Below are 25,632 nucleotides of genomic sequence, written 5' to 3'. Positions count from 1 at the left end.
CGCAACCTCGTCCAGTAATGGGGCATGACGCCCGTCACCGCCAGTTCGCGCCTGAACATCGCCTCCGGTTTCGCCTCCGACATCGGCAAACGCGACGATAATCAGGATTTCGCCGCCCTCTATCTCGATGAGGCTGCGGGTAACCATCATGGGGCGGTGGCGGCGCTGGCCGACGGCGTGGGCGGGCGCAAGGGTGGGCGCGTGGCCGCCGAGCTGTCGGTGCGCACCTTCATCGATGATTATCTCGGCCAGAGCGAAATTCTGTCACCGCGCAAGACCGCCGCCCGCGCGCTGGAAAGCATCAATTACTGGCTGTTCCGCGAAGGCCAGAAGAATGAAAACCTGAAGGGTATGGCCTGCGCCTTTACCGGCGTGGTCATCAAGGGGCGGCGGCTGCACAGCTTCCACGTTGGCGATACGCGGCTTTATCGTTTGCGCGAAGGCCAGCTCGAACAACTGACCCAGGATCATCGCCCCGAAGGCAGCGGCGAGGACACGACCCTGCTCAGCCGCGCCGTCGGGGCCGAAGAGGCGGTGCGCATCGATTACGGCGCCTATGATCTGGCCCCGCATGACCGGCTGATGCTGTGTTCCGATGGTGTGCACGGGATGCTCGGCAATACCGATATTGGCCTGATCCTCGACGGGCGCACCTCTGCGGAGGAAACCGCGCAAAAGCTGGTGGCCAGCGCCATCGGGCGCGGCGGCGACGACAACACCACCGCGCTGGTCATCGACATTATCGACCTGGCCCCGGCCTCGATTGAGGATCTCGACGCCGCCATCGCCAGGCTGCCCATGCTCGATCCGCCCAGTGTCGGCGATCTGGTCGATGGGTTCCGGCTGGAAAGACAACTGGCCGACGGTCTCTATTCGCGGGTTTTCCGCGCCCGCGACCTGAAAGAGCCGCGCCCCGGCCAGGCGATGGTGGTGCTGAAATTCCCCAAGCCCCATACGATCGGTGCGGAATCGTCGGCGCGCTCGGCCTTTATGCGCGAAGCATGGGTGGCGTCGCGCGTTCAGCATATGTGGGTCGGCACGGTGCTGCAATTGCCGACGGGCCGCCAGACCTGCCTCTATATCGCCCAGCCATTCTATGTCGGTGAAACCCTCGAACATCGCCTGCTGCGCACCCCGAAAATCAGCCTGAACGAGGGAATCGGCATCGCCACCCGTCTGGCCAAGGCCTTGGGTTCGCTGCATCGGGCGGGCATTATTCACCGCGACGTTAAACCGGAAAACATCATCCTGATGCAGGATGGCGGCTTCAAACTGGTCGATCTGGGCGTATCGCGCATCCCCAATCTCGACAAGGACACGGTGTTTGTGCCCGGCACGCCCAGCTATAAGGCCCCCGAACAATTTCAGGGCCAGCCGGGCGATGAACGCTCCGACATTTTTTCGATGGGTGTCACCCTCTATCGCATGTTCACCGGCGGGGCCTATCCGTTTGGCGAGATCGAAACGGGCCAGAAGCCGGTGTTTGCGCGGCCCGCGCCGCTGACCGAAAAGCGCCCTGATCTGCCGTCATGGCTCGACAGCCTGATCGTGCAGGCGCTGGCCCCCAATCCCGATGACCGTTTTCAGGATGGCTTTGAGATGGCCTTCAAGCTGGAAACCGGGGCTTACGGAGCCTCGCCCGATTTCTTCCGCAAGCATTCGTGGTTTGCCCGCCATCAGGTCGGCATCTGGCGCGGCATCAGTCTGGCTCTGGCCGTGGCTCTGGCGCTGGTCATTGCGGGCTGGCGCACCGGCTGGCAGCCCGATCCGTGGCTGGTGCATCTGCTGGCGTGGCTGGCCCACCCCAACGGGTGATCTATTTCTGCGTTTTCAGATAGGCGATGATGGCGGCGCGCTCAGTGGCATTGTCGTCGTGAAAGCCCATGCGCGTGCCCGGCACCATCTTAGATGGGCCTTGCAGCCACAGGTCGATATTGGCCTCGCTCCACACAATGCCGGAGTTTTTAAGCGCGCTGGAATAGTTATAGCCGGGCTGGGAACCGGCCTTGCGGCCCACCACGCCGCGATGGCGCGGCGCATAGCCATTGCTATCTATCGCATGACAGGCGGCGCAGCGCTGCTGATAGAGCTTTTCGCCCAAAGCGGCCTGTGGGTTATCGGCGGCCAGCGCCGGGGCGCAGGTCAGCATGACCACCGCGAGGGTGGCCATGCAGGTCTGGATTTTCATGGGATGATCTTCGGATCAGGGCGCGGTGACGATGTCGCGGTGCTGGGGCGCCAGCGCCGCCAGCAGCTTATTTTGCGCCGCGAACGGAATCTTGTGCTTGTCCATCGCCTTTTGCAGGTCTTCGACCAGGGCGTTGAAATCGGCGTGTGTAATGCCAAGCTGGGCATGGACGGTCTTCATGTCGCGGCCCGTATATTCACATCCGCCGCCCATGATGTGGCAGAACTGATCGACCAGTTCGGCCTTGATGTGGGCCTGATCGGCGGCCACGAAGAAGTCGTGGGTACGCGGATCGGCGACCAGATTATCCATCGTATCGTTCATCAGGCTGACCAGACCGTCATGACCGCCGAAGGTCTTATAGAGCGAGCCATCGGGCGAAACCACCGGGGCCGTGGCGGCGGAAGGCGTCATGCTGGCGGCTGGCGCGGCGCTCATGGCAGAGGAATCGGCCATTTGCGCATGGGCGGAGACGGTGATCAGGGCTGCCGCGGCAACGGCGCTGAACAGGGACATTTTCATAGCGGCGTTCCTCTCAAGCGCATCCCAAAAAGTGTGATGCACTTTTTGGATCGAGATGCGCGTTAAAACAAAAAAATCTAAAGTGCGTTCCGCGCTTTAGAAACCGGCTTGCAGCGACAGGTAAAGACCGTGCTGCTTGCGGGTGACGATATTGCCGAGATCGGCATAGGCGAGGGTGAAAGACAGGTTCTTGGTGGGGGCATAGGCGACGAAGGCGTCATAGGCATTGCCTTCGTGGGCCACGGCCAGATTGTCGGGCTTGGCGCGGAATTCGGCGCCGATGGCGATCTGGCGCGTCAGCAGATAGGCCACCGAGCCTTCCACTTCGGTATGGTAATGATCATCGATGCCGCCATAGCCGAGAATGCCGAACTGATTGGCCTTGGTTTCGCGCACCGTGGCATTGACGAGCAGGCTCTGGGCCAGAAACAGCTTGGTGGCGCTGACATAATAGTCGGTGCCGTGATCATCGCGCGCGCCCAGCGCCTTGACCAGCGCGCCATTCTTGTTCGACTTGAACTGCGCCCCCACCGAGATCTGCGGCAACCACGAATCCTGTTGGAGAATGGCGTCACCCAGCACGCGCACCTTCACGCCAAACGTGTCCTGGCTGATCGTGTAACCATAGCCGAGGCCGAGTGCTGCGCCGACATTGCGCGTGTCGAAATCCTGCCGGGCATAGGAAAATTCGACGCGGTTATGGATGCCGACCAGAGCACCATAGGATTTGATGTTGTAATCCTGCGTGCCGACATCGGTGTAAAAGACATTGCCGCCGATCTGGCCGTCGGTTTCGTAACCGCCGATGACAGCCCACGGCGTCAATCCGCCGCCTGCCGCGCCTTCGATCTGGCTGACCCCGCCGGTCAGCAATAACTTGCCGCTGGTATCCAGCGACTGTGCGTCGGCGGCGGCTGCCAGACCCGCACCTAAGCCGACCACAAGCGCGGCCGCGCTCAACAGCAGGCCGTATTTTCGTTTTTTTATTGACATGGCGTGCCCTCTCCAAGACTGCCGTGGCGGGAAGGTGGCTGTTATGGGCCGCATTTCCCTTCGAACAGGTTTCCAAGCCTTGCAGGTTTGTGGCCTTGCAGGTTTCTGACCTGTCACAATCTACGCCGCGCTGGACAGATTGGATCGCGAATGCGGAAAGATTCCCTTGCGTCAATATTTTTGGAGGTTGGTTGGGATAGGGCGCGGCCTGAAATCTATTCCGAAACCGCACGCCCTGACGACCGGAATAAACCGGCCCACCACAGGCGATAGCCGCCGCTGCGCTGGGCCTGGGTATCGGGTGCTTTGACCGGAAACACCAAAGATACCGTCACGAAGGCCAGAACCAAAAGCAGTCCCCACGCGCTCATCTTCTGGATCGATACCAGATGCCAGTGCTTACCCGGATAGCGCCAGGTGTGGGTATAGGTGCCGATATTTTCGGCCAGCCACAAAAAGAAGGCGGTCAATGTGCCCGCCAGCAAAAACGGCATGGATCGGGTTTCACGATCGACGCGGAAAAACACGAAGCAGCGGAAAAAGACCACGGCCAGAACGGCGAAAATCAGCCAGCGGAAATCATAGATATAGTGATGGCTGAAAAAGTTGAGATAGATGGCAATGGCCAGCAGCCACGTGACCCAAGGCTTCGGATAGTGCGAGAAGCGCATGTCGAATACGCGGATGGCGCGGGCGATAAACGAGCCGACGCTGCCATACATGAAGCCGGTAAACAGGGGCACGCCGCCGATATGAAAAAGCGATGGTTCGGGATAGGTCCACGACCCCATATGGGTTTTGAAAACCTCCATTGCCGTGCCGGTCAGATGATAGAGGCCGATCACCTTCATCTCGTCCCAGGTTTCCAGCCGCGTCCACAGCATCAGGGCCTGTATGACCAGCGCCGCCCCGAACAGGAAATCATAGCGGTAAATGAGCGGATGGGCGGGCCAGATGAAATGCCAGAGAAAATAACTGACGATCATCAGCGTCAGCATGGCGGCACCAAACAAACACGACCACGCCATTTTCAGGCCGAACAGCACAAACTCAGCCAGAGGCGCGGGCAGGCGGCGTAAAGTGATGCGTATCCAGCGCCTGACGGGTTGCAGATAGGGGGCGAGCGGATGAACGGGTGGGGTCATGCCACCCTTCAGGTTCGGGTGTGTTTCAGTCATCTATGTTGCCCCCGTTTTGGATATGACTAACACGGTTATACCGCTTGAGGGAAGATGATCGTCATTGTCCGTGTGCGCCGATCTTGCTAAGACGGCGGCACCCGCCATATAGGCTGGAAACGGAAGAACCTGAATGACCAAGCTTGCGCCCGCCGCCGACATCAACAGCCGCACCGCCCTGCTGGCCACCGGGGCGCGGGTTTTGCGCACCGAGGGCGAGGCGCTTTTGCTGTTCGCCGGGCTGCTCGACGAAAGCTTCGTGCGCGCCGTTGAGGTGATGTTCGCCGCTAAAGGCCGGGTGATTGTGTCGGGCATGGGCAAGTCGGGCCATGTCGGGGCCAAGATCACCGCCACACTGGCCTCGACCGGCACCCCGGCGCAGTTCGTCCATCCCGCCGAGGCGTCGCACGGTGATCTCGGCATGATTACGCCCGACGATGTGGTGATCGTCATGTCCAATTCGGGCGAGACGGCAGAACTGTCCGACATCATCGCCCATACGCGCCGCTTCGCCATTCCGCTGATCGGCATCGCCTCGCGCCCCGGTTCCACCTTGCTGAAATCGGCCGATGTCGCGCTGTTATTGCCCGCCGCGCCCGAAGCCTGCGCCATCGGCATGGCGCCCACCACAAGCACCACCATGACGCTGGCGCTCGGTGATGCTCTGGCCGTGGCTTTGATGGAAAAGCGCGGCTTTCAGCCGACCGATTTCAAGACCTTCCATCCCGGCGGCAAGCTGGGCGCGCAACTGCTGAAGGTGGAGCAATTGATGCACGCGGGCAACGCCCTGCCGCTGACCCCCGCCACCACGCCGATGAGCGATACGCTTCTGGTCATGACCGCCAAGAGCTTCGGCGCGGTCGGCCTTACCGATGCAGACGGCAAGCTGTCCGGCATCATCACCGATGGCGATCTGCGCCGCCATATGGACGGGCTGATGGACAAGACCGCCGCTCAGGTGATGCACAGAGGCCCGCTGACCATCGCGCCCGACGCCCTGGCCGCCGAGGCGCTGGGCGTGATGAACGAGCGCAAGATCACCTCGCTTTTCGTCGTCGATGCGGACAGGACTCCGCTCGGCCTGATCCATATCCATGATTGCCTGAGGGCCGGTGTAGCATGAAGACGATTATCCTGATCCCGGCGCGCTATGCTTCGTCGCGTTATCCCGGCAAGCCGCTGGTCATGCTGACGGGCAAGGATGGCGTGGCCAAGAGCCTGATCCAGCGCAGCTATGAGGCGGCCAGTTCGGTGGCCGATGCGCACAGTGTCTATGTCTGCACCGATGATACGCGCATCAAAGACGCCGCCGAAGCCTTTGGCGCGAAGGTGATCATGACCTCGGAAGCTTGCGCCAACGGCACCGAGCGCTGCGCCGACGCGATGAGCAAGCTACCGGAAGGTGCTGATCTCTACGTTAATCTGCAAGGCGATGCGCCCCTGACGCCCTCATGGTTCGTCGAGGCGCTGATCCATGAAATGCGCGATCATAAGAATGTCGAAATGGCCACGCCGGTGCTGCGTTGCGACGCGGTCACCCATGCCAATTTCGTTGAGGATCGTCAGGCGGGCCGCGTCGGCGGCACCACGGCGGTCTTTGACAAGCATATGAATGCGCTCTATTTTTCCAAGGAAGTCATTCCCTATACGGGTCGGGTTTTTGGCCCGGACGACATCATTCCGGTGTTTCATCATGTCGGGGTCTATGCCTATCGCGCCGAGGCCCTGCGCGCCTATGGCGGCTGGCCGGTCGGGCCGCTGGAAAGCCATGAAGGGCTGGAGCAATTGCGTTTTCTCGAAAACGGCACGCCGATCCGATGCGTCGAGGTGGACGGGCGCGGGCGCGTTTTCTGGGAGCTGAACAACCCGGTCGATGTGGCCAGAATTGAAAGTGTTTTATAATGTCCATCCAGCCGCAACACGTCAAAACCCGCGTCATCGAGGTCGGTGATTTCGGCCAGCCGAAGATCAAGATCGGTGGCGATGAACCCTTCGCCCTGATCGCCGGGCCCTGCCAGATCGAAAGCCTCGACCACGCCCTGATGATGGCCGAACGGATCGCCGAGGCCTGCGCGCCGACGGGCACGAAATTCATCTACAAGTCGAGCTATGACAAGGCCAATCGCTCGTCGATCGGCACGCAGCGCGGCATCGGCATGGACGAGGGGCTCAACATTTTGGCGCGCGTGCGCGAACAGTTTGGCTGTCCGGTGCTGACCGATGTGCATGATACGCATCAATGCGCGCCGGTGGGCGAAGTGGTCGATGTGCTGCAAATCCCGGCCTTTCTGTGCCGCCAGACCGATCTTTTGCTGGCGGCGGGCGAAACCGGCCGCGCCATCAATGTCAAGAAGGGCCAGTTTCTGGCCCCGTGGGACATGCAGAATGTGGCGGGCAAGATCGCCTCGACCGGCAATGAACGCATCATCCTGTGCGACCGTGGCACCAGTTTCGGCTATAATGCGCTGGTCAGCGATTTCCGCGGTTTGCCGATCATGGCGCGCAGCGGCTATCCGGTGATGTTCGACGCCACCCATTCGGTGCAGCAGCCGGGCGGTCAGGGCACGACCTCGGGCGGCCAGCGCGAATTTGCGCCGGTGCTGGCGCGCGCCGCCTGCGCCATCGGCGTGTCGGCGGTGTTTATCGAAACCCACGAAGATCCCGATCATGCGCCTTCGGATGGCCTCAATATGATTCAGATCGACCAGATGCAGGCACTGATCGGCGTGTTGCGGGCGTTTGATGATCTCGCCAAGGGGAAGTAGCGCCTCACATGGCGTAGTCGCGCGCCACCGTCCGGCTGGCCAGCCACATGACCGCAATCGCGATCACCCCGCCGATCACCGTGGCGTAGAGCCTTTGTTCCGAACCGGCCAGAGCCGAAGCGTGCGCCGAATAGAGCAGCATCACGACCGTAAAGCTCACCGCCAGCGAAAAGGCCGCATAACGCGCCTTGATCAGCGCATAGGCCGCACCCGATCCCAGCACGCACAGCAGAATATCGAGCCGCGCCCCGACCGGCAACAGGAAGGTCAGCCCCGTTGCCGCCGTGCAACCGGCCAGATTGCCCATCAAACGCTCCAAGCCGCGCTGGCGCGTCAGGTGGTATTTCGGTTTCAGCACGATCAGGGCCGTCATCGGTGCCCAATAGGCCTTGTCGAGATGCACGCCGTAAGCCACCAGCATGGCCACGACCACGCTCAGCGCTGCCACCGACCCATAGATGGTCAGGGCCTTGCGTGTCGCCGGGATGGGGATATTGAGAACAGGTTTCGGCTGGCTGAGCGGAATGAGCCGGTACAGGATCATCACGCAGGCCATCTGGAACAGGCCCGCCCCCATGACGATGCCGGCGCGTAAGAAAGCCGCGTGGGCATCCCCGGCATAATGACTGGCCAGCAAGAGCGCGATCGTGGCCTGTAACGTCACCCACCACAGGTCGTCATCGATCAGGGCGCAACAGGCGCAGGCCGCCGAAGCCGCCGCCATCAGTACCAGATAGATGACGAAATTTCCGGCGGTCAGCGAACCGATCAGCGCCGCCACCGTCATCAGCGCCACGCAGCCCAGCATGGAGCGCGTCTGGCGATAACGGCGCAGGCCGAAGCCGACGGAAAAAGCGCTGCCAGCAGCAATGGCGGCGGTCAGGGTGTCGCCGGTGACGAGGCCATAGATCAGACAGGCCGCCATGCCAGGCGCCGCCACCAGCGCATGGTGCCAGTCGAACGGCTGGAAATAACCGATCAGCTTTTCAGCATGTGCTTTCAGACGGGTCATGCGGACAATCTACAGGCGTAGCGATAAAAAGACGATGGGCAGGCACCATCATAGGCCAGATCGTCAGAATCGTCGGGTTCTACCGCATGCGGATACAGTTTGCTGCAACAGTCAGAAAGCTGTCTAACCGTTGCCTTGTAACAGTTTTCGGAAGATCTAAGACCGTCCTGCTGTGACAGAGCGCTGTGACAGTAGGTGAGTCTGATGGTGGGGAATGTTTGTAATGACTTGTTTGGTAACGGAAAATCATCGTTACGAAGAAAGATGGTGCCAGGAAAGGACTCACAATGGGCAAATAACTATTTGAATTCAATATTTAAAGAGAATTCAAAAATTCTCTATTACCCGCATTGTTACCCGCAAACCTATTTGCTGTGCAGGTACGAGTCCTTTTAAATCATAGGCTTACCGTTTTTTAGGCAGCCATGCCACATCATATACTTTTTCGGTGCCTTTGTCCCCTATGACGCCAGATATTTCGGCAACTTCGTCTGAATATCGCTCATCAGGATCAGCGCGCATTCCACCGTTTCACCCTCATTCACCAGTTCCAGAGTTCCGGCGCTCACACTGTGATCCCAGGCGAAGCTATCCGACATAAGCGCCAGTACGTCGCGTTTATAAGCGGTGTCGCCATTGTCCAGATGGTCGCCCTTGGTTTCCAGCAGGGCAATACGGTTTGCCATGCCTGTGCGCTGTACGGCGAAAACAAAGTCGGGATAGATTTTCCCGCGCCGCCATCCCTGAAGCGCATATTGCGCGCGCGCGACGTTGCGGTGCCACCAGATCAGGGTCTTTTCGCTGTCCAGATGCACGGCGACGTTTCGTTCTTCGCCATTGAGTTCGTTTTCATAGACCGGCGCAAACAGGCTTCGCTCCAGTGGGCCGCCGGTCTTGCCCAATAGCTGTCGCGCATTTTCCGGTTCCACCGTCTCCATTGTGAAGGGCATGGGCCAGTTATTGCCATCTGTGCGCAGTCGGAACTGAATCCGGCCATCGGCCACAAGCGCCTTAAATCGACTTTCGGCGCGCCGGTCGCGTTCGACTTCCAGCCCCTTGCGCAGCTCATCAACAATCAGACCAGACAGGGCGGCGATCTTATCCGCCGTAAAGCCCCTTGCCTTCAGTTGTGAGAGCATAGAGCCGACAATATCACGCGCCACGAAAGGATTGGGCACCAGATCGGATATGGCCCGCACCGCATAGGCCGGATCGAAACGCATGGCTTCAGCGCCGCTTGTCAGGTCGGTGGTGGTGAAATGTTCGGGCGTATCGGTCAGGCTGATTTTCTGAAGCTGGCTTTCGGCGGATCGGGCATTTTCGGGAACAGTGTCCGCAATGTGCGCCGGATCGAAACCGCGCCAGTCGATAGCGGCCAGCACATCGGTTTCATAATCCAGATCGCGCGCGCGGCCATCCTCCACCCATAAAACCTTGGGCAGATAGATATGTAGCGATTTGAATGTTCCGCGCCGTTCGATGCGGCGGGCAGGCCGTGTTTCGGCGTCGCCGGTCGTTTGATTGACCTCCACCACCAGATCGCCCAGGCCGTCCCGCTCCAGACCTTCCTTAACGGCGCTCACCACCGTTGCCGTCTCGGCGTGATGGGTAATGATGTAGCATTCGTCCAGTGCGGCCACGCCGGTTTTGAGCGCGTGCGGCTGGCGTAAGATTCGGCCCGCAAGCTGTGTCATGGCGCGGAGATTAGAACTGGCCGACAGCGAACACAGCACATAGGCAAACGGGCAATCCCACCCTTCTTGCAGGGCGGCCTTGGTAATGATCACGCGCACGCGGTTGAGCGGCGATAACAGGTCTTGGTTTTCGGGCTGATTGAGGTCGTTCGTTTCAGCGGTCTTGACCGCGATTTCAGCTTCATCAAAGCCCAGCTTCATCAGCCATTCGCGCACGTCCTCGGCATGTATCCGGCCACTGTCGCGCTGATCCTTGCCGACGCGCTCCGCCTGCACCAGCATAATAGGGCGGATATATCTGCCGCTATCGGCCTGCAACTGGCGGGCGTCACGATCCAATGTGTTCAGCTTGTCCACGGCCACGTTCAGCGTGGCGTGCCAGTCCGTGCCCTGCCGGGTATCGAGATTGAGCGGCATCTTGATCATGCCCTCATTATCGAGTTCCTTGCCGGAAACTTCCACCAGCACATTAGCATAGCGCGCGGCCTTGGGGTCTTTGCCGCCCTTGGGCTGTACGTCATGCGGCGTTGCGGTCAGTTCCAGCACGAAACACGGATTGAAGCCGTAAAGCGTTCTGAAAGCCAGATCGGATACAGCCTTGTGCCCTTCGTCCAGCACCACCACCGGTCGGGTGATGCGCAACGCATTGCCCAGCGAATCCTTGATCAGCGCCCAATGCGTGCCGCCATAGGCGTCAAGGTTCGGCACTTGCTTTAGCAATTCAGCATGGGCCAGTTGATCGCCTTCGGGCGGAAAGAAGCCATGAATATCGCCGCGCTCCTGAAACATCTTCAGCGAGTCCTGCGTTTCGCGGTTGGCCGATTGCAGCATCAGCAGCATGACGCAAAGCTGGCCCTCCACGTCGCGCGCGTCCAGCCGGTCAGTTTTTTCCATGATCCTGACGCGACCGGCGGCGGCGCGATCCAGCACCTGCCGGTAAGGGTGCTGCCGGTCAGACAGCGCCTTCAGAGTTTGCGTGTAAATGGCTTCATTGGGCACGATCCACAGCACAAAGCCGGTGGTGCGGTTGAGATAACGCCCGAACACGCGCGACAGCCCATAGCTGGCCAGCAGGGTCTTGCCGCCACCGGTCGGCACTTTCAGCACCACGTCCGGCACGGGCCGCCCCACGCCATCATGACGCGGTGAATAGGCGATATGGCCGCGCGGGCGGTTAATGCGGTTCCATGTCTTTTCGGCAAAATCAGGTATGGGAATGTCGATACCGGCGCTTGCCGCCACCTCGGCAATCTTGTCCGCCTTCTGCTTTTCGTCATTGAGCGCGTCCAGATAGGCGTCCAGCGCCTTCAGCACCCTGTCCTGATAATCCAGCGTCCTGAGCATGGCCCTATACCTGCTCCATACGATAGAGCGCAAACGGCAGGGGCACGAATTCAACCGGGATATTCTGTTCGGCCAGCAGCTTCTGACTGACATAGCGCGCGGGCGCGAAGACCAGATGCTTTTTGCCATCCGCTTTTGCGGCGGCGAAAGCTTTGGCGCGGCTCAAGGTCAGGGCCGCATCTGGCGATTTCAGCCACTCCAGATCAGGCTGATAGATCAGCCACACATGCTGGCTTTCGGTCGTGCCCAGATAGAAGCTGGCCTCCTCCATGCCGGAAGGTTCAAAGGCGCGGTTGGTTGCCATATGGAACAGGGCCGCACCCAGATTGGCAAAGGACGGCAAGGCATCGCCGGTCAGGATCGCGTCCAGATCAATCGCCGCGCCCAGCGTGCAATAGGTGAAGCTGCCGCTTAAGCCCTCGGTGCGCTCGGCCACCGTCTTTTCGCCAGTGACGATCAGTTCGCCGTCCTTCACCGTCTTTTTGATGGCGTCATATTCATGGGCGTGCAGGTTTTCGATCCCGTCCACCCTATGCACCAGATCGGCGGCCCTGGTCAGCGTGCGCCAGTTTAGGGATTCACGTAAGAGTTCGGTCTTTTGCGTGCCCTGAAAATCATAACCCTTGATCACGCGCCGCACCCGCTCGGCGGTCAGGCGGTCGGCATAGTCTTCCATCTCGACCAAGATGAATTTGCGATTGCCACCGTCGCGCCGATTGGCTTCCAAAACGGCATGGGCGGTGGTGCCTGATCCGGCGAAGGAGTCGAGGATGATTGAATCCTTTTTGGTGGCAATTCCGACAATTCGAGAGATGAGACGCAAAGGTTTGGGGGTGGAGAAGGCATCTTCACGTCCAAAAATTTCGTGCATTTCCTTTTTCGCTTCGTCCGTATGTCCAACTTCTGAACTTGGCCACCAAGTCCAAGGCACAAAACCTTCAATCTCATCTGCATAACGAATGATGTTAGGCTGACCATTTCCATCTTGTCCAAACCAAACTCTTCCCTGTTCACGCAACAGATTGAATTCCTTTTCAATCATACTCCAACAACGACCTTCTGGTGGAATATGCTCCACCCCAGTGTCCGTCGTGACAGTGTACATTTGATTTTTTCTGAACCCTTGAGCAGTCATCGGAATTCCGCGCCACCGACCTTTGGGATCATTGTTTGGATTCTTGTATACTTGGAGCTGTTCTTCGGTGGGTTCAATCTTATTGCGGAGCGCTTTAAAAGCGCCGGGAGATTTTGAGTAAACGAGTACGTAATCGTGTACGTCACCTATTGCTTCACGATTTTCTCTTGAATATCTCTTTTGCCATACACAACAAGCTATGAATTTATCCGGGCCGAAAATTTCATCGAGAATTTCTCGGCCTCGCTGCACTTCATTGTCGTCTAGCGTAATCCAGATGCTACCTGTCTCCGCCAAAAGCTCATGTAGCAGCCTTAGTCTCGGCCACATCATGGCGCACCATTTGTCATGGCGCAGGCCATCCTCAATGCCGATAGGGTTGGACTCCAGCCATGCCTTGATCATCGGCGCATTGACGTTATCGTTATAGGCCCAGCCTTCGTTGCCGGTATTGTAAGGTGGGTCGATAAAGATGCAGTCCACCTTACCCGCATACATGGGCAGAAGGGCTTTCAGGGCGTGCAGATTATCGCCCTGAATGATCAGATTGCCGCTCAGATCAACCGGGCCAATGCCCTTGGCCGCATCCGGCTCCAGAGGCCGGAACGGCACCGCCAGATGGTGGTTATAGACAAATTCCTTGCCCTTGAAATTCAGTTCGGTCACGTCCGGCCACCCCGTCATTATGCGTCTGGCGCATAGAATCGGCATTTGGCCCGCAAAGCAAGCGGCGTGAAGAGTTTGAAGCGAAAAGTCAGGCCAAGCCCTACACAGGCACAGGGGCAAAAATCTGTGTTAGGGCTTGCGCTGTAGGTTGCACCGGTCGTCCGTCAGATCGAAACAGGTTTTGACAGTGCCCCCCCCTCGTTAGGCGTTTTTGCGTAAATAATTCAAAACCCTGTCCACCTCCTCCATCGAAACGTCTCCGTCACGATCATTTGCCCCCTTGCCCAAGCCCGCAATGATTTCCGCCTGCCGGTGTGGCGACACCTTGCCATAGCTGTAAAAGGTGGTCATGACCTGTTCGTGGCCCAGGTTTTGGCTCCAGGCTTTGAAGTCTTCCGGGGTTATGCAGACCGATTCGCCCAGGATGGTCAGTGTTTTGCGCAAGCTGTGTGGATTGTAATAGGGCAGATTCACGGCCTCAAACGCGCGCTGAAAAATCTTACGGATCATCGCCGCGCTGGCCCAGGGCTTGCGACGTAAGCCCGCAGCTTCAAACTGCCCGCTTGACCCTAACTTCACGTTTGTTGCCGGGAAAAGCGGATCGTCCGGGCCGAACAGGCGCTCTGTCGTCAGAAAAGTCACCCATTCGCGCACCACCGCCTCAATATCGTCACCCACGGGGAAAAAGACGGTGGTGAAGGTCTTGCGGCTTTTGGTGCGCACGTCGCGCCCGTCCTGATGGATTTTGCCCGTCACCATATCCATATGGCGCAGCTTCAGCGAGGCAATGGCATTATCGCGCGCACCGCTCAGGATCGTGAAGGCCACCACCGCGCGGTCACGCTTTTGCACATCGGTTTCATGCGGCATGGCGAACAGGGCGTGGCGGATTTGCTCCATAGACGGCGCAGGCCGTTCCCGGCTGGCCTTGGCGATGCGCGTGTCATTGGCCGACAGATTGAAATATTCAATGTCATGGTAGCGGATTTTGGACTTGTAGCCCGGTTGCCAGCATAGCCATTCAAAAAACGCCTTCAGGGCCATCAGGCGTGCATGAAGGGTAGAGGTCGCCAGAGGCTTGCCGGTGGCGGTATTGATCATCCCTGCCAGATGGTTTTTGAATCCCGTGGCCTGTTCGTTCCTGAAGGTGGCAAAATCCTTGTGCCGGGTGAAGTTTTCAAACTGCGCCAGAGCGGCGGCAACCTGATCCACACTGGCGGCGCTCATCTGCTTTGGCCCCTCCAGATAGCCCATATATTCGTGCTTGATGCGTTCGTTTTTCGGGTGAAACTTTTTCAAGATTTGGCTCCTGTCTTGAAGTGATCATTTAGGGAGGGTGGCAAGGGTGCGCTTAGAGTTGGGACGCCTTGCGGAAATGAAATATCCAAAAGAGCGCTCAAGACAGAAAGGGCGGCGTTTGACGTCCGCTTGTGCATCAGGGTGGAGCAATGCGGGCACAGGGCGCGCAAATCGCCTGTGGTGGCGGTCATCGGCACAAATTCCGCCATGCCGCCCGCGCAGGGCCGGGGTATGCGGCAACGGAAGCAATAGCATTCGTCCGGCGCGCAGGTTTGGCGGGTAGGCTTGCGACTGGCCATATAGTCGATCACGTCCACACCCATGATCAGGCCGGGGCGAATGTCCGTCAGGACGGGCAGGCCGTTCTTGATCCAGCGTCGTATGGTCTGTGTGGTTTTGCCAAGGGCGCGGGCCAGTTCCTCAACCGTGTAATTACGGTGTCGCCGGATACCAGCCATGCGCAGCTTATATGAGCGTGCCAATGCGGGCGGCCTAATGCCCGCCTCGTGAATGTCGATCAAGAAAGTCCAGCAAGGCGTTACGCGCGATCAGGCGGCAACCGCCCACCTTAAAGGATTCCAGAAGCCCGGACTTCATGGCTTCGTACAAAAGGGAGCGACCAAGGCCGGTGGCCTTGATGGCTTCGTCAACGCGGAAAGTGAGTTTTTCAGAAGGGAAAGCGTCCATGTGAATGCACCTGAAGTTGGGGGGTGCAACCAAAGAGCCAAGAGTCGTTGACCAAGCCAAGGCATATAGAAAGGTCAAATATATAAATATAATCAAGAATATAATGTGATTTTTTAAAAATCTATGCACAAATGGCGTTAATTTGTTCACTGTATCCACAGATGGGTAATAAGCTTGGGGATAATTCTAATCGCGAGCGGTGGCGCGGAAGGTTCTCCAGGCATTCAAAACGAAGTCCACGGATAAGGGTGGCTCGATTTTCGCTTCGTCAATGACGCGAACGGCTATCCGTCGCCGAACGGCCTTTCTTGTCCCTAAGGGCAATTCGTCCGTCAAGGGGACGGATACTTCAATTATGTTGGCGAAATTGCGCAGGATATTTTGGCGGAAGGCTACATCGAAGTTCAGCTTGCCGTCATCGCTGTATAACTGTTCGGGGCTATAGATCAGTTGTAGCAGGAATTCATGATCTTGTATGCGAACATTGCGGCGAGTGAGTTGATACCAAACATAATTTGCACGGGGCGGATAGGTTTCTTCTAGCCAGATGCTCAAAATATCGCTTGCCCAGACCCTTAATCCGTATGTGCGCGCCTCGTTTCCATACAAGGTTTCGCAACGGTTCAAAAGAATTTGCCGCAGAGCTGGCGACAGATCAGGTCGCCGCCCTGCACCTGTGCGCGCACCACCAGAACCCGGATCGCGTTTGCGATATTTGTAGCCCGGATGCTTTCTAGCCGTCGCGGCGTAGGGCGATGACCTCACCGCCGGTTTGGAGTTGCTCAAGGTAGTCGCTCCACCATTGCATCATCTGCACGCGCTCATCCCAATGCGCGCCCCTATGGTAGATACCTCTTATGGTATTGCTGTCCTTATGGGCAAGAGCGCGCTCTATGGCGTCCGGCGACCATTTGCCCGATTCGTTCAACAGGGTACTGGCCGTGCTGCGAAAACCATGAGACGTCATCTCATCATTCGTATAGCCCATGCGACGCAAAGCCGTGTTCAGCGTGTTCTCCGACATGGGTTTCAAGCCGCTCATGAAGGACGGGAACAGATATTTGCTGGCGGTTTTGAATTTTGCGCATGGCTCCAGAAGCGCCAGGACTTGCGTTGACAGTGGCACGGCATGATCGGCGCGCATTTTCATCTTGGCTGCCGGAATAAGCCAAACCTTTCGTTTAAGATCAAATTCCGCCCATTCGGCATGGCGCAACTCACCCGGACGGACAAACACATGCGCCAGCATATTCAGGGCCAGTTTCGTCAAGATGCTGCCATCGTAAGCCTCTATCGCGCGTAACAAGTCTCCCACAGCCTTAGGAGCAATCAAGGCCGCGTGGTGCCTGACCTTGCCCGAAATAAGCGCGTCGCCTAATCCATTTGCGGGATTGGTCTTTGCGCGCCCTGTGATGATGGCATAGCGAAAAACGCGGTCGGCAAAGGCGCGCGTGCGTTTCGAGGTTTCATAATTACCCTTCTTTTCGATCTTCCGTAACGCGGCCAGAATCTCCAATGGCTCAATTTCGGCAATGGGCCGCCCGCCAATGTCTTTTTCAAGCTGCGATCTAAACCATTTAAGCTTGATAGTGGTGGCGTCTGAAAGTCCGTCACGCACTTTCAGGTCTATGAATTCCTGCGCTACGGTGTCGAACGTATTGCCTGCCGCGACAGCCGCTTCAACAACCTTGCGTTTTTTATCCGCATTAGGATCAATGCCACGCGCCAGCAATTCCTTGGCCTCATCCCGCTTCTGCCGTGCCGTCTTGAGGGTAACGTGCGGGTATTGCCCTAGCGAAAGGACGTTTTCCTTGCTGTCGAAGCGATAACGGACTTGCCAGAGGCGGCTGCCGTTTTTCATCACCAGGAGATAGAGGCTGTTGCCGTCCGATAGCTTGTAAGGCTTTGCGCCGGGTTTAGCGCTTCTGATGGCGGTGTCGGAAAGGGGCATGTGGGTAACGACATTTGCTGGCGATGGGTAAAGGGGCCTTGTTACCCGCACCGTTACCCGCAATTGTACCGGATGAAGCCGGACGCAAACGAATTTGGACGGATGTTTATTCCGCCAAACTACCATATTTTAAAGGGATTTTCAAACAAATCCGGACATTGCCGGATAACCTAATGGTGCCCAGGAAAGGACTCGAACCTTCACGGCCGTTAAGCCACTGGCACCTGAAGCCAGCGCGTCTACCAATTCCGCCACCTGGGCACTATTCTTAGGTGGTAGTCCTCACCGTTGCCAGTGAAGGCGGCGACCTATAGGGGGAAAAATTTCGGTGGTCAACGGCTTTTGTGCCAAGTTTTCACAAAAGTTTCCGATGGGCGGCCTTAACCGGTTGCCTGCATCAAAACCTTGGGTTATCGAGACATTCTGCGGCGTGCGCTTTGCGGGCGCAAGGCGTCGCGCCAGAATTTCGGTGTAATTTTAAGCCCGCTTTTTTGAGGATGTCGCGCATGGTGCAACTGGTCACGGTTTTCGGCGGTTCGGGTTTTGTCGGCAAGCAGGTGGTTCGCGCCCTGGCGAAGCAGGGCTGGCGCGTGCGCGTGGCCGTGCGCAAACCGACCATCGCCTATGATCTCAAGCCGATGGGCGATGTGGGGCAAATTCAGGTGGTGCGCTGCGATGCGCGCAAGGCCGATCAGGTGGCTGCCGCGCTGGAAAACGCCGACGCCGTGGTCAATCTGACCGGCATTTTGTTGCAGGGCGGCGGTCAGAGCTTTGACAGCCTGCACCGCGAAGCCAGCGCCACCATCGCCGAAGCGGCCGCCGCGCGCGGCATCACCTCGTTTGTGCAGATGTCGGCCCTGGGTGCCGATCCGAAATCGCCCTCGAAATACGCCGCCAGCAAGGGGCAGGGCGAACTGGCCGTGCGCAAGGCCATGCCTTCGGCGGTGATCGTGCGCCCCAGCCTGATCTTCGGGCCGCAGGACGGTTTCTTCACCTCGCTGGCCAGGCAGGTCAAGAGCCTGCCCGTCATGCCCGCCATCGGTGGCGGCACCACCAAATTCCAGCCGGTCTATGTCGGTGATGTGGCTCAGGCCATTGCCCGTCTGGTCGGCAATGAGGACGCCTATGGCCAGACCTATGAACTGGGCGGGCCGGAAGTGCTGACCTATAGCCAGCTCGTCAAATATGTGGCGCAGGAAATCATGACGCCGCGTGCGCAGGTGTGGATGCCGTTCGCCGTGGCCAGCCTGATCGGCGTGGCCGGTGACATTCAGGCCGGTCTGCACGGCGTTCTGCCGCTGCTGGTGCCCGCCCCGCCGCTGACCAGCGATCAGGTGATCATGTTGAAAACCGACAATGTGGTGTCCGCCAATGCCTTGGGGCTCAGGGATCTCGGTATCGCCGCCACGGCGGTGGAATCGATCGTGCCGACCTATCTGTGGCGCTTCCGCAAGAACGGCCAGTTTGCTGTTATGGCGGAAAGCCAGGCCTGAAAAGTCCGTATCAGCCGAGCAGATGGGTGAAGTGCAAAAGCAAAAGCCCGCCGCCGCCCACAATGATACGCCAGATGGCGAAGACGCCATAGCCGCGCTTGCTGACAAAGGCCAGCAGCGGCTTGATGACGAACAGGGCTGAGATAAAGGCGACCACAAAGCCGATGGCGATGACGCCGTAATCATCCGCGCTCATCAGCTTGTAGGATTTGAAAAAATCGAAGGCGAAGGCGCCCAGCATGGTGGGGATGGCCAGAAAGAAGCTGAATTCGGCGGCGGCGCGTTTCTCCACCTTGAACAGAAGCGCCCCGATCAGGGTCGATCCCGAACGCGACATGCCGGGAATCATGGCCAGGCACTGGAAAAAGCCGATGGCAATCGAGGTCTTGAGATCCAGCTTGGTGGCGTCGTCATGCACGGGTCTGGGCGCGAAACGATCAACCGCCCACAACAGGATGCCGCCGATAATCAGGGCGTAGCAGATGATGTCGATGCGCTCGAACATGGCCTTGATGACCGAATGCAGGCCCACGCCCAGCACCACGGCGGGGGCGAAGGCGATCAGCACGCTTAAGGCAAAGCGGCGCGAATCGGCGGAACTGGGCAGGGTGACGACCGCGTTCCACAGCTTGGCGAAATAGAAGACGACCACGGCCAGAATCGCGCCGAGCTGGATCAGCACCTCGAACGCATCGGCGGCGGATTCAAAGTGCAGCAGTTTGGCGGCGATCAGCAGATGGGCGGTGGACGACACCGGAATAAACTCGGTCAGCCCCTCTATCAGGCCGAGCAGCGCTGCGATCAGATTATGCATGAATATCCCCTGTTACCGACGAAAATCCTCTTAGAGGGATTTTGCACGGCGGGGTACTGAAATTTAGAACGGATCGACATTCAGCGCTTAAAGTCTTTGCCGATGGTTTTAGCCTTGCGTCTCAAGAACCCCCACCACCACATCTCAGCCGCTTCGCGTCTTCGTGCGGTCCCCCTCCCCAAAATCAGGATTTCAGGGAGGTATAGATCGTCAACCTCCTATACCTCTCTGAATTTGTCTTCAAATTCGGGGAGGGGGACCGCGAGCCAGCTCACGGTTAAGCCGCGCAAAGAAGGGCTCGTGGTGGTGGGGCATCTGGCTCTAAAGCCGCCGTAACCGTCTCCATCCGTCCTGGAGCAACGAGCGTTTCATTTGACTTACAAATTGAATGCGAGATGCGGAAAAACGTAAAATGTAGAGCGGGTTGCATGCCTTTGACCGATTCAATCAGAATGCAACCCGCTCTAGGCTTCGATCTCAGGATAGGTGCCGATATAGCGCAGGCGGGCCCTCGGCGCGGCACCGGTCTGCATCTGCTCGATGGCATGGGCCAGCCAGCCGGCGCTCCGGCCCAGACCGTAAAGCGTCATGGGAGCTTCGCGCGGCAGGTCGAGATGGCGGCCGATCAGGGCCAGGGCCAGCGACATGCCGGCGCTCTGGCCGGTCAGGTCTTCGCCCACTTTAAGAATAGTCTTGAGATCGGCACCCATTTGCGGCGCGGCGTCGATCAGGTTGCGCGCCCGATCCTGCTCCGACGGCATGGGGCCCTTTTCAAAACCGGGCAGTTCGAGGCCACGATCAAGCAACGACCTGGCCAGCACCTGCGGATTGCCGTGGCGGCGCACCTGGGTGACATAGGATTCGGCACGCGAAATCCGTCCGCCGAGGCGTGGCCCCATCAATGTGGCGAAACCGGCCATCACCGGCCCGGCCAGCGGCCCCATCGCGGCGGCGGCGACGCGCACGGCCAGGGTGGAGTCATCAAGGCTGGTATCGGCGCATAAAACCAGCGCCCGGCGCAGCAGATCGACATCGGCATTGTCATACACCTTCCAGGCGCGGGCCAGTCGCTGGTGGAAGAACAGGCGCGGCCCGCCATTGGTGACCGAATCGACCATTTCATTGATCAGGCTGGCGGCTTCCAGCCTGAGATCGCGCTGCGGATCGACATCGGCCAGCGCGTCTTCCTCCATGCGGCGACTGAGCATCGACAAAACGCGCGTGCGCGGCCCGCCGGGAAAATTGACATCGGGGCGCGGTTTGAGCGGGCCGAACGGATTGGGGGTGGGGCTTTGCCAGAGCAGGGCGGCCACGGCCTCGAAATTGTCGCGCGCCGCCAGTTTCAGGCTGTCATGGCCGCGATAATAGTGGCGACCCTCCAGCGTGATCGAAATCTCGGTATCGATGGCGGCCTCGCCGCGCGTCACCGTGCCGCCGGACAGGCTGGGCATGGGGGTGGGGGCCTGGGCGCGCTGGGTGCTGCGCCCCGGCGCGCGCCGCGTCAGCCGCTCGACATCATCGAGCGCATACAGACTCATGCGTGGATGGGCGGGATCATTCTTGGCGGCGATGCGCTGCCGGCTGACATAGGCATAGAGGGTTTGCGGCTTGACTTCGAGACGCTTGAGCGCTTCGGAGCGGCTGATCCAGACTCGTGACATGATACGCGCCCTGCAAACTTTAATTCTGATTAAAATCAAGATTGATTTCGGCAGTTTGCCACGTTTTGCCAAGTCTGGCTACGCCGCATTTACCTATTGTTAACAAGTTTTGCGTGTACGCAATAAAAGTTTCCCGGCCAGCATCTTAGCAGAAGATTTCAGGGGTGCCGACCTGCTTACAGGCTTTGCGTCACACTGGCGGGATGATAAGACATTTGCATGACCGGATCGCCACAGACGCGCCTTAATGGGCTGAATTTTCACACCCTCAACCCCGAACGCCTGGTCATGCTGGCCTCAGGCCTGTCGGTATGCGTGGCCTTGGTACTGGTATTGGTCAAGCTCTATGCCCTGATCCTGTCCGGTTCGCTGTCGGTAATGGCCTCGATGACCGATTCCGGCCTCGACCTGATCGCCTCGCTGATCACCTTCTTCGCCGTGCGCTACGCCAAGACCCCACCCGACAAGGAGCACCCGTTCGGGCATGGCAAGGCCGAGGCCTTTTCCGCCCTGTTTCAGGCCGGGCTCGTCTTCTTTTCGGCGGCGCTGGTCATGCAGGATTGCGTGCGCCATATCCTGCATCCCGAACCCTTGCAACATACGGGCCTGGCCATTGCCGTCCTGCTGATCTCGATCGTGCTGACACTGGGGCTGGTGGCCGTACAGAATATGGCCCTGCGCGCCCGTCAGTCCGTCGCCGTGTCGGCGGACCGAATGCATTACGTGACCGACCTGATCACCAATCTGATCGCTGTCATGGGCGTGGTCGCGGCGATCCTCGGCTTTGCGTTTCTCGACGCCGTGGCCGGTTTTGTCATGGCGGGCTGGTTTGTGTGGGGTGCCGTGCAGGTGTTGCGCGAGGCCGCTTCGCACCTGATGGACGAGGCGCTGGCCGATGAGGATGTGGCGCGCATCAAGGCGCTTCTGTTTGCCGACGCCGCCATCCTCGGCGTGCATGACCTGCGCACCCGGCTGGCGGGGCCTTACATCATTATTCAGGCCCATATCGAAATGCCGCCGGGCCTCAACCTGGTGGAGGCGCATCACATCATCATTACGGCTGAAAAACGCCTGCTCGACGCCTATCCCAATGCCGACATCATCATCCATCCCGATCCGAAAGGTCAGGCCGAGCCGCACAGCGGCGTTTTCCAACAGGAAGACGACGCGCAGGCCGTAACACGCTTTGACTCCTCTCAGGCGAATAAGGCATAAGCTTTGGCGATGACCTCCCTTGTCCGCCAGCTCTATCATTTCGCCTTCGATCCGCATTCGCGCCTGGTGCGCCTGGCTCTGGGCGAGAAAAAACTCGGCTTCGAGGAAATCCCGGTGCGCTACTGGGAGCCGGACGATCACATCCTGCACCTCAATCCATCGGGCCTGCTGCCGATCCTGATCGAAACGCCGGAAGAGGGCGCGCCCGGCCCGACGCGCCGCGTCTGCGAAAACCGCGCGATCTTAGAGCATCTCGAAGAGACGGTGCCGGAACCGAGGCTGTTGCCTGCCGATGTCAATGAGCGCGCCGAGGCGCGGCGTCTGGTCGGCTGGTTCGAGCGCAAGTTCGATTACGAGGTCAATGCGCTGTTGCTGCATGAAAAAATGGAAAAACGGCTGATGGGGGCGGGCGCGCCCGACATTGCCGCCATGCGTCAGGGCCGTGAGGCGCTGAAAGACCATCTGCGCTATTTCGAAAGCCTGCTCATGGCGCGCAACTGGCTGGCGGGGCGTACGCTCAGCTATGCCGATTTCGCCTGCGCCGCCCAGCTCAGCATCATCGACTATTTCGACGAGATTAACTGGACGCGCTATCCCCATCTCAAGACCTGGTACATGGTGATCAAGTCGCGCCCCTGTTTCCGCCCGCTTCTGGCCGATAAACTGCCCGGCGTGCCCGCTTCCGCCCACTATAAAGAACTCGACTTCTAGCCGTGGACGCGCCCGCCCAAGCCTCTTCGCAGGTCGAAGTCGAGGCGATCCGTCAGCAGGCTTTTGCGCTCGGTTTTTCGGTGGCGAGATTTACCGCCCTGCCCGAAATCTGGGCGGCGTCGCAGCGGCTCGAAGCCTTTGTGGCCGCCGGTTATCACGGCCAGATGCAGTGGATGGACGAGACGCTGGAGCGGCGCAAACACCCGCGCCACATGTGGGAGAACGCGCAATCGGCGCTGGTGCTCGGCTATAATTATGGGCCGGACTCTGACCCGCTGGCCAAGCTGGCCCATACGGATCTTGCCAATATCAGCGTCTATGCACGCAACGAAGATTATCACGATCTGATCAAGAAAAAGCTGAAAACACTGGCCACCGCCATCGTGGCCAGAACGGGCTGCGAGCTGAAAGTGTTCGTCGATACCGCGCCCCTGATGGAAAAGCCGCTGGCGCAACTGGCGGGGCTGGGCTGGCAGGGCAAACACACCAATCTGGTGTCGCGCGATTTTGGCTCGTGGCTGTTCTTAGGCGTCATCCTGTTCGACCGCGTGCTGGCCGAAGAGGCGCCTGAGGCCGATCATTGCGGGTCGTGCCGCGCCTGCCTCGACATCTGCCCCACCGAAGCCTTTGATGGCCCTTACCGGCTCGATGCGCGCAAGTGTCTCTCGTACCTGACCATCGAATATCGCGGCGCATGGCCGGAACATTTCCGTCGCGCCACCGGCAACCGCATCTATGGCTGCGATGACTGTCTGGCCGCCTGCCCGTGGAACAAGTTCGCGCAAACTGCGCACGATATTCGCCTGCACACCCGTGAAGGTTTTGATGGCTTACGCCTGACCGATCTGGCGCGACTCGATGACGCCGGATTTCGCGCGCTGTTTTCCAAATCACCGGTCAAGCGTATTGGCCGCGAGTCGTTTGTGCGCAATGTCGTCTATGCGCTCGGCAATGCTTTTTATAATTCTGAAAACGTAGAAATAAAACAGGTGCTGCTGGAAAAGCTTGCGGAATCAAGCCCTGTGGTGCGCGGCGCGGCGGTCTGGGCCCTGCGGCAGGGGGTGAATGCTACGGAATTTTCCGAAATAAAGCGCCATTATGCGCCCTCTGAAACCGACCCGGAGTTGCGGGCGGAATGGGAGGCGGCATGGGCATGATCTGGCTCCATCCCTCGCCCCGCCTGAGGGGAGAGGGTGGCCCGTCAGGGCCGGGTGAGGGGTTGCGGCCGCCTGATCTGCGTGCCCTCGTAATTCTACCCCTCACCCCAACCCTCTCCCCTCGGGTGGGGAGAGGGGGAAGGTATATGCCATGAGCACCCTGACCCTGATCACCTTAAGCTATAGATCCGGCGCGCTGATCGAACGCTGCCTGTCGGCGCTCGTTGCTCAGGAAGCGGCGGTCATCCACGCCGATAATGGCTCGGACGATCTCGATCTGAAGGCGCTGGCGACCCGGTTTCCGGCGGTGCGCCAGATCGCCCACGGTGACAATCTCGGTTTTGCACGCGGCATGAATCTGGCCGCCGCGACAGCCACTACGCAATGGATCGGCTTTATCAACCCCGATGCCTTTATAGAGCCCGGCTGGGTGGCGGCCATGCAGGAGGCCATTGAGGCCCATCCCGATGTCTCGATCTTCACCGCCCTGCAACTGAGCGCCGAAAACCCGCTGGTCATGGATGGGGCCGGCGACGCCCTGACCTTTTTTGGCTTCCCCTATCGCGCCGGGATTGGTCATCGTGTGCCTCACGCTTTGCGCATAGCCGAGGTCTTTGCGCCGTGCGGCGCGGCCTTCATCATCCGGCGCAGCCTGTTTGAACGCCTGGGCGGCTTTGATGAAAATTTCTTCTGCTATTGCGAGGACGCCGATCTCGGCTTTCGTGCCCGCTTGATCGGTGAGCGCACCCTGTTCGTGCCGCAGGCGCGCACCCTGCATGTCGGTTCGGCCTCCAGCGGCGTGCGTTCCGATTTCGCCCTGTGGCACGGCTACCGCAACCGCCTGTGGCTCTATATCAAATCCATGCCATCGCCCTTCTTATGGATCAGCCTGCCAATCCATATTGGTCTTACGCTTCTGGGCGCGATAAAAGACACGCTGAAAGGCCGTGGCGGCTTGCCGTGGCGAGCTTTGGCGGCGGCGCTTTCGGGCATCGGACCCATTTTGCGGGCGCGTAAAAATATTCAGGCGACGCGCACGATAACGGCTTTACGACTGGCCAAAAGCTTGACATGGAACCCGGTCAGGATCGCCCGGCGAGAGACGGATTTCCGTTAAATCGCATCTCACCGAAAACAGGAGACAGCC

Annotated in this window: 23 protein-coding genes and 1 tRNA gene; 9 read left to right on the top strand and 15 right to left on the bottom strand. The window is 59.1% G+C overall.

Annotation, left to right across the window (positions count from 1 at the left end; genetic code table 11):
* The first annotated feature begins 24 nt into the window (after nucleotides 1-24).
* Nucleotides 25-1,815: a bifunctional protein-serine/threonine kinase/phosphatase gene (locus QB905_RS09730; protein ID WP_282974747.1), complete on the top strand. Its 1,791-nt coding sequence runs from the start codon at nucleotides 25-27 to the stop codon at nucleotides 1,813-1,815.
* A 1-nt stretch (nucleotide 1,816) separates the two neighbouring features.
* On the opposite strand, the gene QB905_RS09725 is transcribed toward QB905_RS09730, so the two are convergent.
* The 4 genes from QB905_RS09725 to QB905_RS09710 all read right to left on the bottom strand — a co-directional run bounded on the left by QB905_RS09725 (nucleotide 1,817) and on the right by QB905_RS09710 (nucleotide 4,881).
* Nucleotides 1,817-2,188 (bottom strand): c-type cytochrome, encoded by a 372-nt coding sequence (locus tag QB905_RS09725; RefSeq protein WP_282974745.1) that lies wholly within the window; start codon nucleotides 2,186-2,188, stop codon nucleotides 1,817-1,819.
* A gap of 15 nt (nucleotides 2,189-2,203) precedes the next feature.
* A complete protein-coding gene (locus tag QB905_RS09720; RefSeq protein ID WP_282974744.1) occupies nucleotides 2,204-2,710 on the bottom strand; it encodes a group I truncated hemoglobin in 507 nt (168 codons plus the stop codon).
* 96 nt (nucleotides 2,711-2,806) lie between these two features.
* On the bottom strand, nucleotides 2,807-3,703 hold the full coding sequence (locus tag QB905_RS09715; protein ID WP_282974742.1) for a DUF3034 family protein: 897 nt from the start codon (nucleotides 3,701-3,703) through the stop codon (nucleotides 2,807-2,809).
* Between the two features lie 215 nt (nucleotides 3,704-3,918).
* On the bottom strand, nucleotides 3,919-4,881 hold the full coding sequence (locus QB905_RS09710) for a DUF817 domain-containing protein (protein WP_282974741.1): 963 nt from the start codon (nucleotides 4,879-4,881) through the stop codon (nucleotides 3,919-3,921).
* A 133-nt stretch (nucleotides 4,882-5,014) separates the two neighbouring features.
* Here QB905_RS09710 and QB905_RS09705 point away from each other — a divergent pair, with 133 nt between their 5' ends.
* From QB905_RS09705 to kdsA, 3 genes are read left to right on the top strand one after another with little or no spacing between them, the layout of a single operon-like run.
* Nucleotides 5,015-6,004 (top strand): KpsF/GutQ family sugar-phosphate isomerase, encoded by a 990-nt coding sequence (locus QB905_RS09705; protein ID WP_282974740.1) that lies wholly within the window; start codon nucleotides 5,015-5,017, stop codon nucleotides 6,002-6,004.
* A complete protein-coding gene (locus QB905_RS09700) occupies nucleotides 6,001-6,783 on the top strand; it encodes a 3-deoxy-manno-octulosonate cytidylyltransferase (RefSeq protein ID WP_282974739.1) in 783 nt (260 codons plus the stop codon). Before QB905_RS09705 ends, QB905_RS09700 begins: the two co-directional genes overlap by 4 nt.
* A complete protein-coding gene (gene kdsA / locus QB905_RS09695; RefSeq protein ID WP_461781781.1) occupies nucleotides 6,783-7,646 on the top strand; it encodes a 3-deoxy-8-phosphooctulonate synthase in 864 nt (287 codons plus the stop codon). The genes QB905_RS09700 and kdsA overlap by 1 nt, the downstream gene beginning before the upstream one ends.
* 4 nt (nucleotides 7,647-7,650) lie before the next feature.
* Here kdsA and QB905_RS09690 read toward each other — a convergent pair whose 3' ends face one another.
* From QB905_RS09690 to QB905_RS09650, 9 genes are all read right to left on the bottom strand, one after another.
* Nucleotides 7,651-8,658 (bottom strand): FUSC family protein, encoded by a 1,008-nt coding sequence (locus QB905_RS09690; protein WP_282974738.1) that lies wholly within the window; start codon nucleotides 8,656-8,658, stop codon nucleotides 7,651-7,653.
* A gap of 461 nt (nucleotides 8,659-9,119) precedes the next feature.
* Nucleotides 9,120-11,696: a DEAD/DEAH box helicase gene (locus QB905_RS09685; RefSeq protein ID WP_282974736.1), complete on the bottom strand. Its 2,577-nt coding sequence runs from the start codon at nucleotides 11,694-11,696 to the stop codon at nucleotides 9,120-9,122.
* Nucleotides 11,697-11,700: 4 nt separating this feature from the next.
* Nucleotides 11,701-13,497, bottom strand: a complete 1,797-nt coding sequence (locus tag QB905_RS09680; RefSeq protein ID WP_282974735.1) for a site-specific DNA-methyltransferase — start codon at nucleotides 13,495-13,497, stop codon at nucleotides 11,701-11,703.
* A gap of 201 nt (nucleotides 13,498-13,698) precedes the next feature.
* A complete protein-coding gene (locus QB905_RS09675; protein WP_282974733.1) occupies nucleotides 13,699-14,796 on the bottom strand; it encodes a site-specific integrase in 1,098 nt (365 codons plus the stop codon).
* Nucleotides 14,793-15,254: a helix-turn-helix domain-containing protein gene (locus QB905_RS09670; RefSeq protein WP_282974732.1), complete on the bottom strand. Its 462-nt coding sequence runs from the start codon at nucleotides 15,252-15,254 to the stop codon at nucleotides 14,793-14,795. Before QB905_RS09670 ends, QB905_RS09675 begins: the two co-directional genes overlap by 4 nt.
* A 34-nt stretch (nucleotides 15,255-15,288) precedes the next feature.
* Entirely contained in the window at nucleotides 15,289-15,483 is a 195-nt protein-coding gene (locus QB905_RS09665) for a helix-turn-helix domain-containing protein (protein ID WP_282974731.1), read from the bottom strand.
* Nucleotides 15,484-15,669: 186 nt separating this feature from the next.
* Nucleotides 15,670-16,269: a hypothetical protein gene (locus QB905_RS09660; protein ID WP_282974730.1), complete on the bottom strand. Its 600-nt coding sequence runs from the start codon at nucleotides 16,267-16,269 to the stop codon at nucleotides 15,670-15,672.
* Entirely contained in the window at nucleotides 16,217-17,434 is a 1,218-nt protein-coding gene (locus QB905_RS09655; RefSeq protein ID WP_282974729.1) for a tyrosine-type recombinase/integrase, read from the bottom strand. Before QB905_RS09655 ends, QB905_RS09660 begins: the two co-directional genes overlap by 53 nt.
* A gap of 174 nt (nucleotides 17,435-17,608) precedes the next feature.
* Nucleotides 17,609-17,695, bottom strand: a tRNA-Leu gene (locus tag QB905_RS09650).
* Nucleotides 17,696-17,940: 245 nt separating this feature from the next.
* Here QB905_RS09650 and QB905_RS09645 point away from each other — a divergent pair.
* A complete protein-coding gene (locus QB905_RS09645) occupies nucleotides 17,941-18,927 on the top strand; it encodes a complex I NDUFA9 subunit family protein (protein WP_282974727.1) in 987 nt (328 codons plus the stop codon).
* Nucleotides 18,928-18,937: 10 nt separating this feature from the next.
* Here the strand turns inward: QB905_RS09645 and QB905_RS09640 are convergent, their stop codons facing one another.
* Nucleotides 18,938-19,741: an undecaprenyl-diphosphate phosphatase gene (locus QB905_RS09640; protein WP_282974726.1), complete on the bottom strand. Its 804-nt coding sequence runs from the start codon at nucleotides 19,739-19,741 to the stop codon at nucleotides 18,938-18,940.
* A gap of 464 nt (nucleotides 19,742-20,205) precedes the next feature.
* Entirely contained in the window at nucleotides 20,206-21,402 is a 1,197-nt protein-coding gene (locus QB905_RS09635; protein WP_282974724.1) for a citrate/2-methylcitrate synthase, read from the bottom strand.
* Nucleotides 21,403-21,621: 219 nt separating this feature from the next.
* Here QB905_RS09635 and QB905_RS09630 point away from each other — a divergent pair, with 219 nt between their 5' ends.
* The 4 genes from QB905_RS09630 to QB905_RS09615 all read left to right on the top strand — a co-directional run bounded on the left by QB905_RS09630 (nucleotide 21,622) and on the right by QB905_RS09615 (nucleotide 25,602).
* Complete coding sequence (locus QB905_RS09630) at nucleotides 21,622-22,617, top strand: cation diffusion facilitator family transporter (protein WP_282974722.1); 996 nt, start codon at nucleotides 21,622-21,624, stop codon at nucleotides 22,615-22,617.
* Nucleotides 22,618-22,626: 9 nt separating this feature from the next.
* Nucleotides 22,627-23,328: an FtsZ-binding protein FzlA gene (fzlA, locus tag QB905_RS09625; protein ID WP_282974720.1), complete on the top strand. Its 702-nt coding sequence runs from the start codon at nucleotides 22,627-22,629 to the stop codon at nucleotides 23,326-23,328.
* Between the two features lie 2 nt (nucleotides 23,329-23,330).
* Nucleotides 23,331-24,485 (top strand): tRNA epoxyqueuosine(34) reductase QueG, encoded by a 1,155-nt coding sequence (queG, locus tag QB905_RS09620; RefSeq protein ID WP_282974719.1) that lies wholly within the window; start codon nucleotides 23,331-23,333, stop codon nucleotides 24,483-24,485.
* Nucleotides 24,486-24,636: 151 nt separating this feature from the next.
* A complete protein-coding gene (locus QB905_RS09615) occupies nucleotides 24,637-25,602 on the top strand; it encodes a glycosyltransferase family 2 protein (RefSeq protein WP_282974718.1) in 966 nt (321 codons plus the stop codon).
* Nucleotides 25,603-25,632 lie beyond the last annotated feature (30 nt).

It is taken from the genome of Asticcacaulis sp. EMRT-3 (assembly GCF_030027245.1).
Taxonomy (GTDB): domain Bacteria; phylum Pseudomonadota; class Alphaproteobacteria; order Caulobacterales; family Caulobacteraceae; genus Asticcacaulis.
Note: the sequence above shows the minus strand (reverse complement) of the source record. Positions and strands in the feature narration are given on the sequence as shown.

Bases quoted from the DNA above. Each gene is read 5' to 3' on its own strand.
- QB905_RS09730 (WP_282974747.1), top strand. From the start codon at position 25: ATGACGCCCGTCACCGCCAGTTCGCGCCTGAACATCGCCTCCGGTTTC.
- QB905_RS09725 (WP_282974745.1), bottom strand. From the start codon at position 2,188: ATGAAAATCCAGACCTGCATGGCCACCCTCGCGGTGGTCATGCTGACC.
- QB905_RS09720 (WP_282974744.1), bottom strand. From the start codon at position 2,710: ATGAAAATGTCCCTGTTCAGCGCCGTTGCCGCGGCAGCCCTGATCACC.
- QB905_RS09715 (WP_282974742.1), bottom strand. From the start codon at position 3,703: ATGTCAATAAAAAAACGAAAATACGGCCTGCTGTTGAGCGCGGCCGCG.
- QB905_RS09710 (WP_282974741.1), bottom strand. From the start codon at position 4,881: ATGACTGAAACACACCCGAACCTGAAGGGTGGCATGACCCCACCCGTT.
- QB905_RS09705 (WP_282974740.1), top strand. From the start codon at position 5,015: ATGACCAAGCTTGCGCCCGCCGCCGACATCAACAGCCGCACCGCCCTG.
- QB905_RS09700 (WP_282974739.1), top strand. From the start codon at position 6,001: ATGAAGACGATTATCCTGATCCCGGCGCGCTATGCTTCGTCGCGTTAT.
- kdsA (WP_461781781.1), top strand. From the start codon at position 6,783: ATGTCCATCCAGCCGCAACACGTCAAAACCCGCGTCATCGAGGTCGGT.
- QB905_RS09690 (WP_282974738.1), bottom strand. From the start codon at position 8,658: ATGACCCGTCTGAAAGCACATGCTGAAAAGCTGATCGGTTATTTCCAG.
- QB905_RS09685 (WP_282974736.1), bottom strand. From the start codon at position 11,696: ATGCTCAGGACGCTGGATTATCAGGACAGGGTGCTGAAGGCGCTGGAC.
- QB905_RS09670 (WP_282974732.1), bottom strand. From the start codon at position 15,254: ATGGCTGGTATCCGGCGACACCGTAATTACACGGTTGAGGAACTGGCC.
- QB905_RS09665 (WP_282974731.1), bottom strand. From the start codon at position 15,483: ATGGACGCTTTCCCTTCTGAAAAACTCACTTTCCGCGTTGACGAAGCC.
- QB905_RS09655 (WP_282974729.1), bottom strand. From the start codon at position 17,434: ATGCCCCTTTCCGACACCGCCATCAGAAGCGCTAAACCCGGCGCAAAG.
- QB905_RS09645 (WP_282974727.1), top strand. From the start codon at position 17,941: ATGGTGCAACTGGTCACGGTTTTCGGCGGTTCGGGTTTTGTCGGCAAG.
- QB905_RS09640 (WP_282974726.1), bottom strand. From the start codon at position 19,741: ATGCATAATCTGATCGCAGCGCTGCTCGGCCTGATAGAGGGGCTGACC.
- QB905_RS09635 (WP_282974724.1), bottom strand. From the start codon at position 21,402: ATGTCACGAGTCTGGATCAGCCGCTCCGAAGCGCTCAAGCGTCTCGAA.
- QB905_RS09630 (WP_282974722.1), top strand. From the start codon at position 21,622: ATGACCGGATCGCCACAGACGCGCCTTAATGGGCTGAATTTTCACACC.
- fzlA (WP_282974720.1), top strand. From the start codon at position 22,627: ATGACCTCCCTTGTCCGCCAGCTCTATCATTTCGCCTTCGATCCGCAT.
- QB905_RS09615 (WP_282974718.1), top strand. From the start codon at position 24,637: ATGAGCACCCTGACCCTGATCACCTTAAGCTATAGATCCGGCGCGCTG.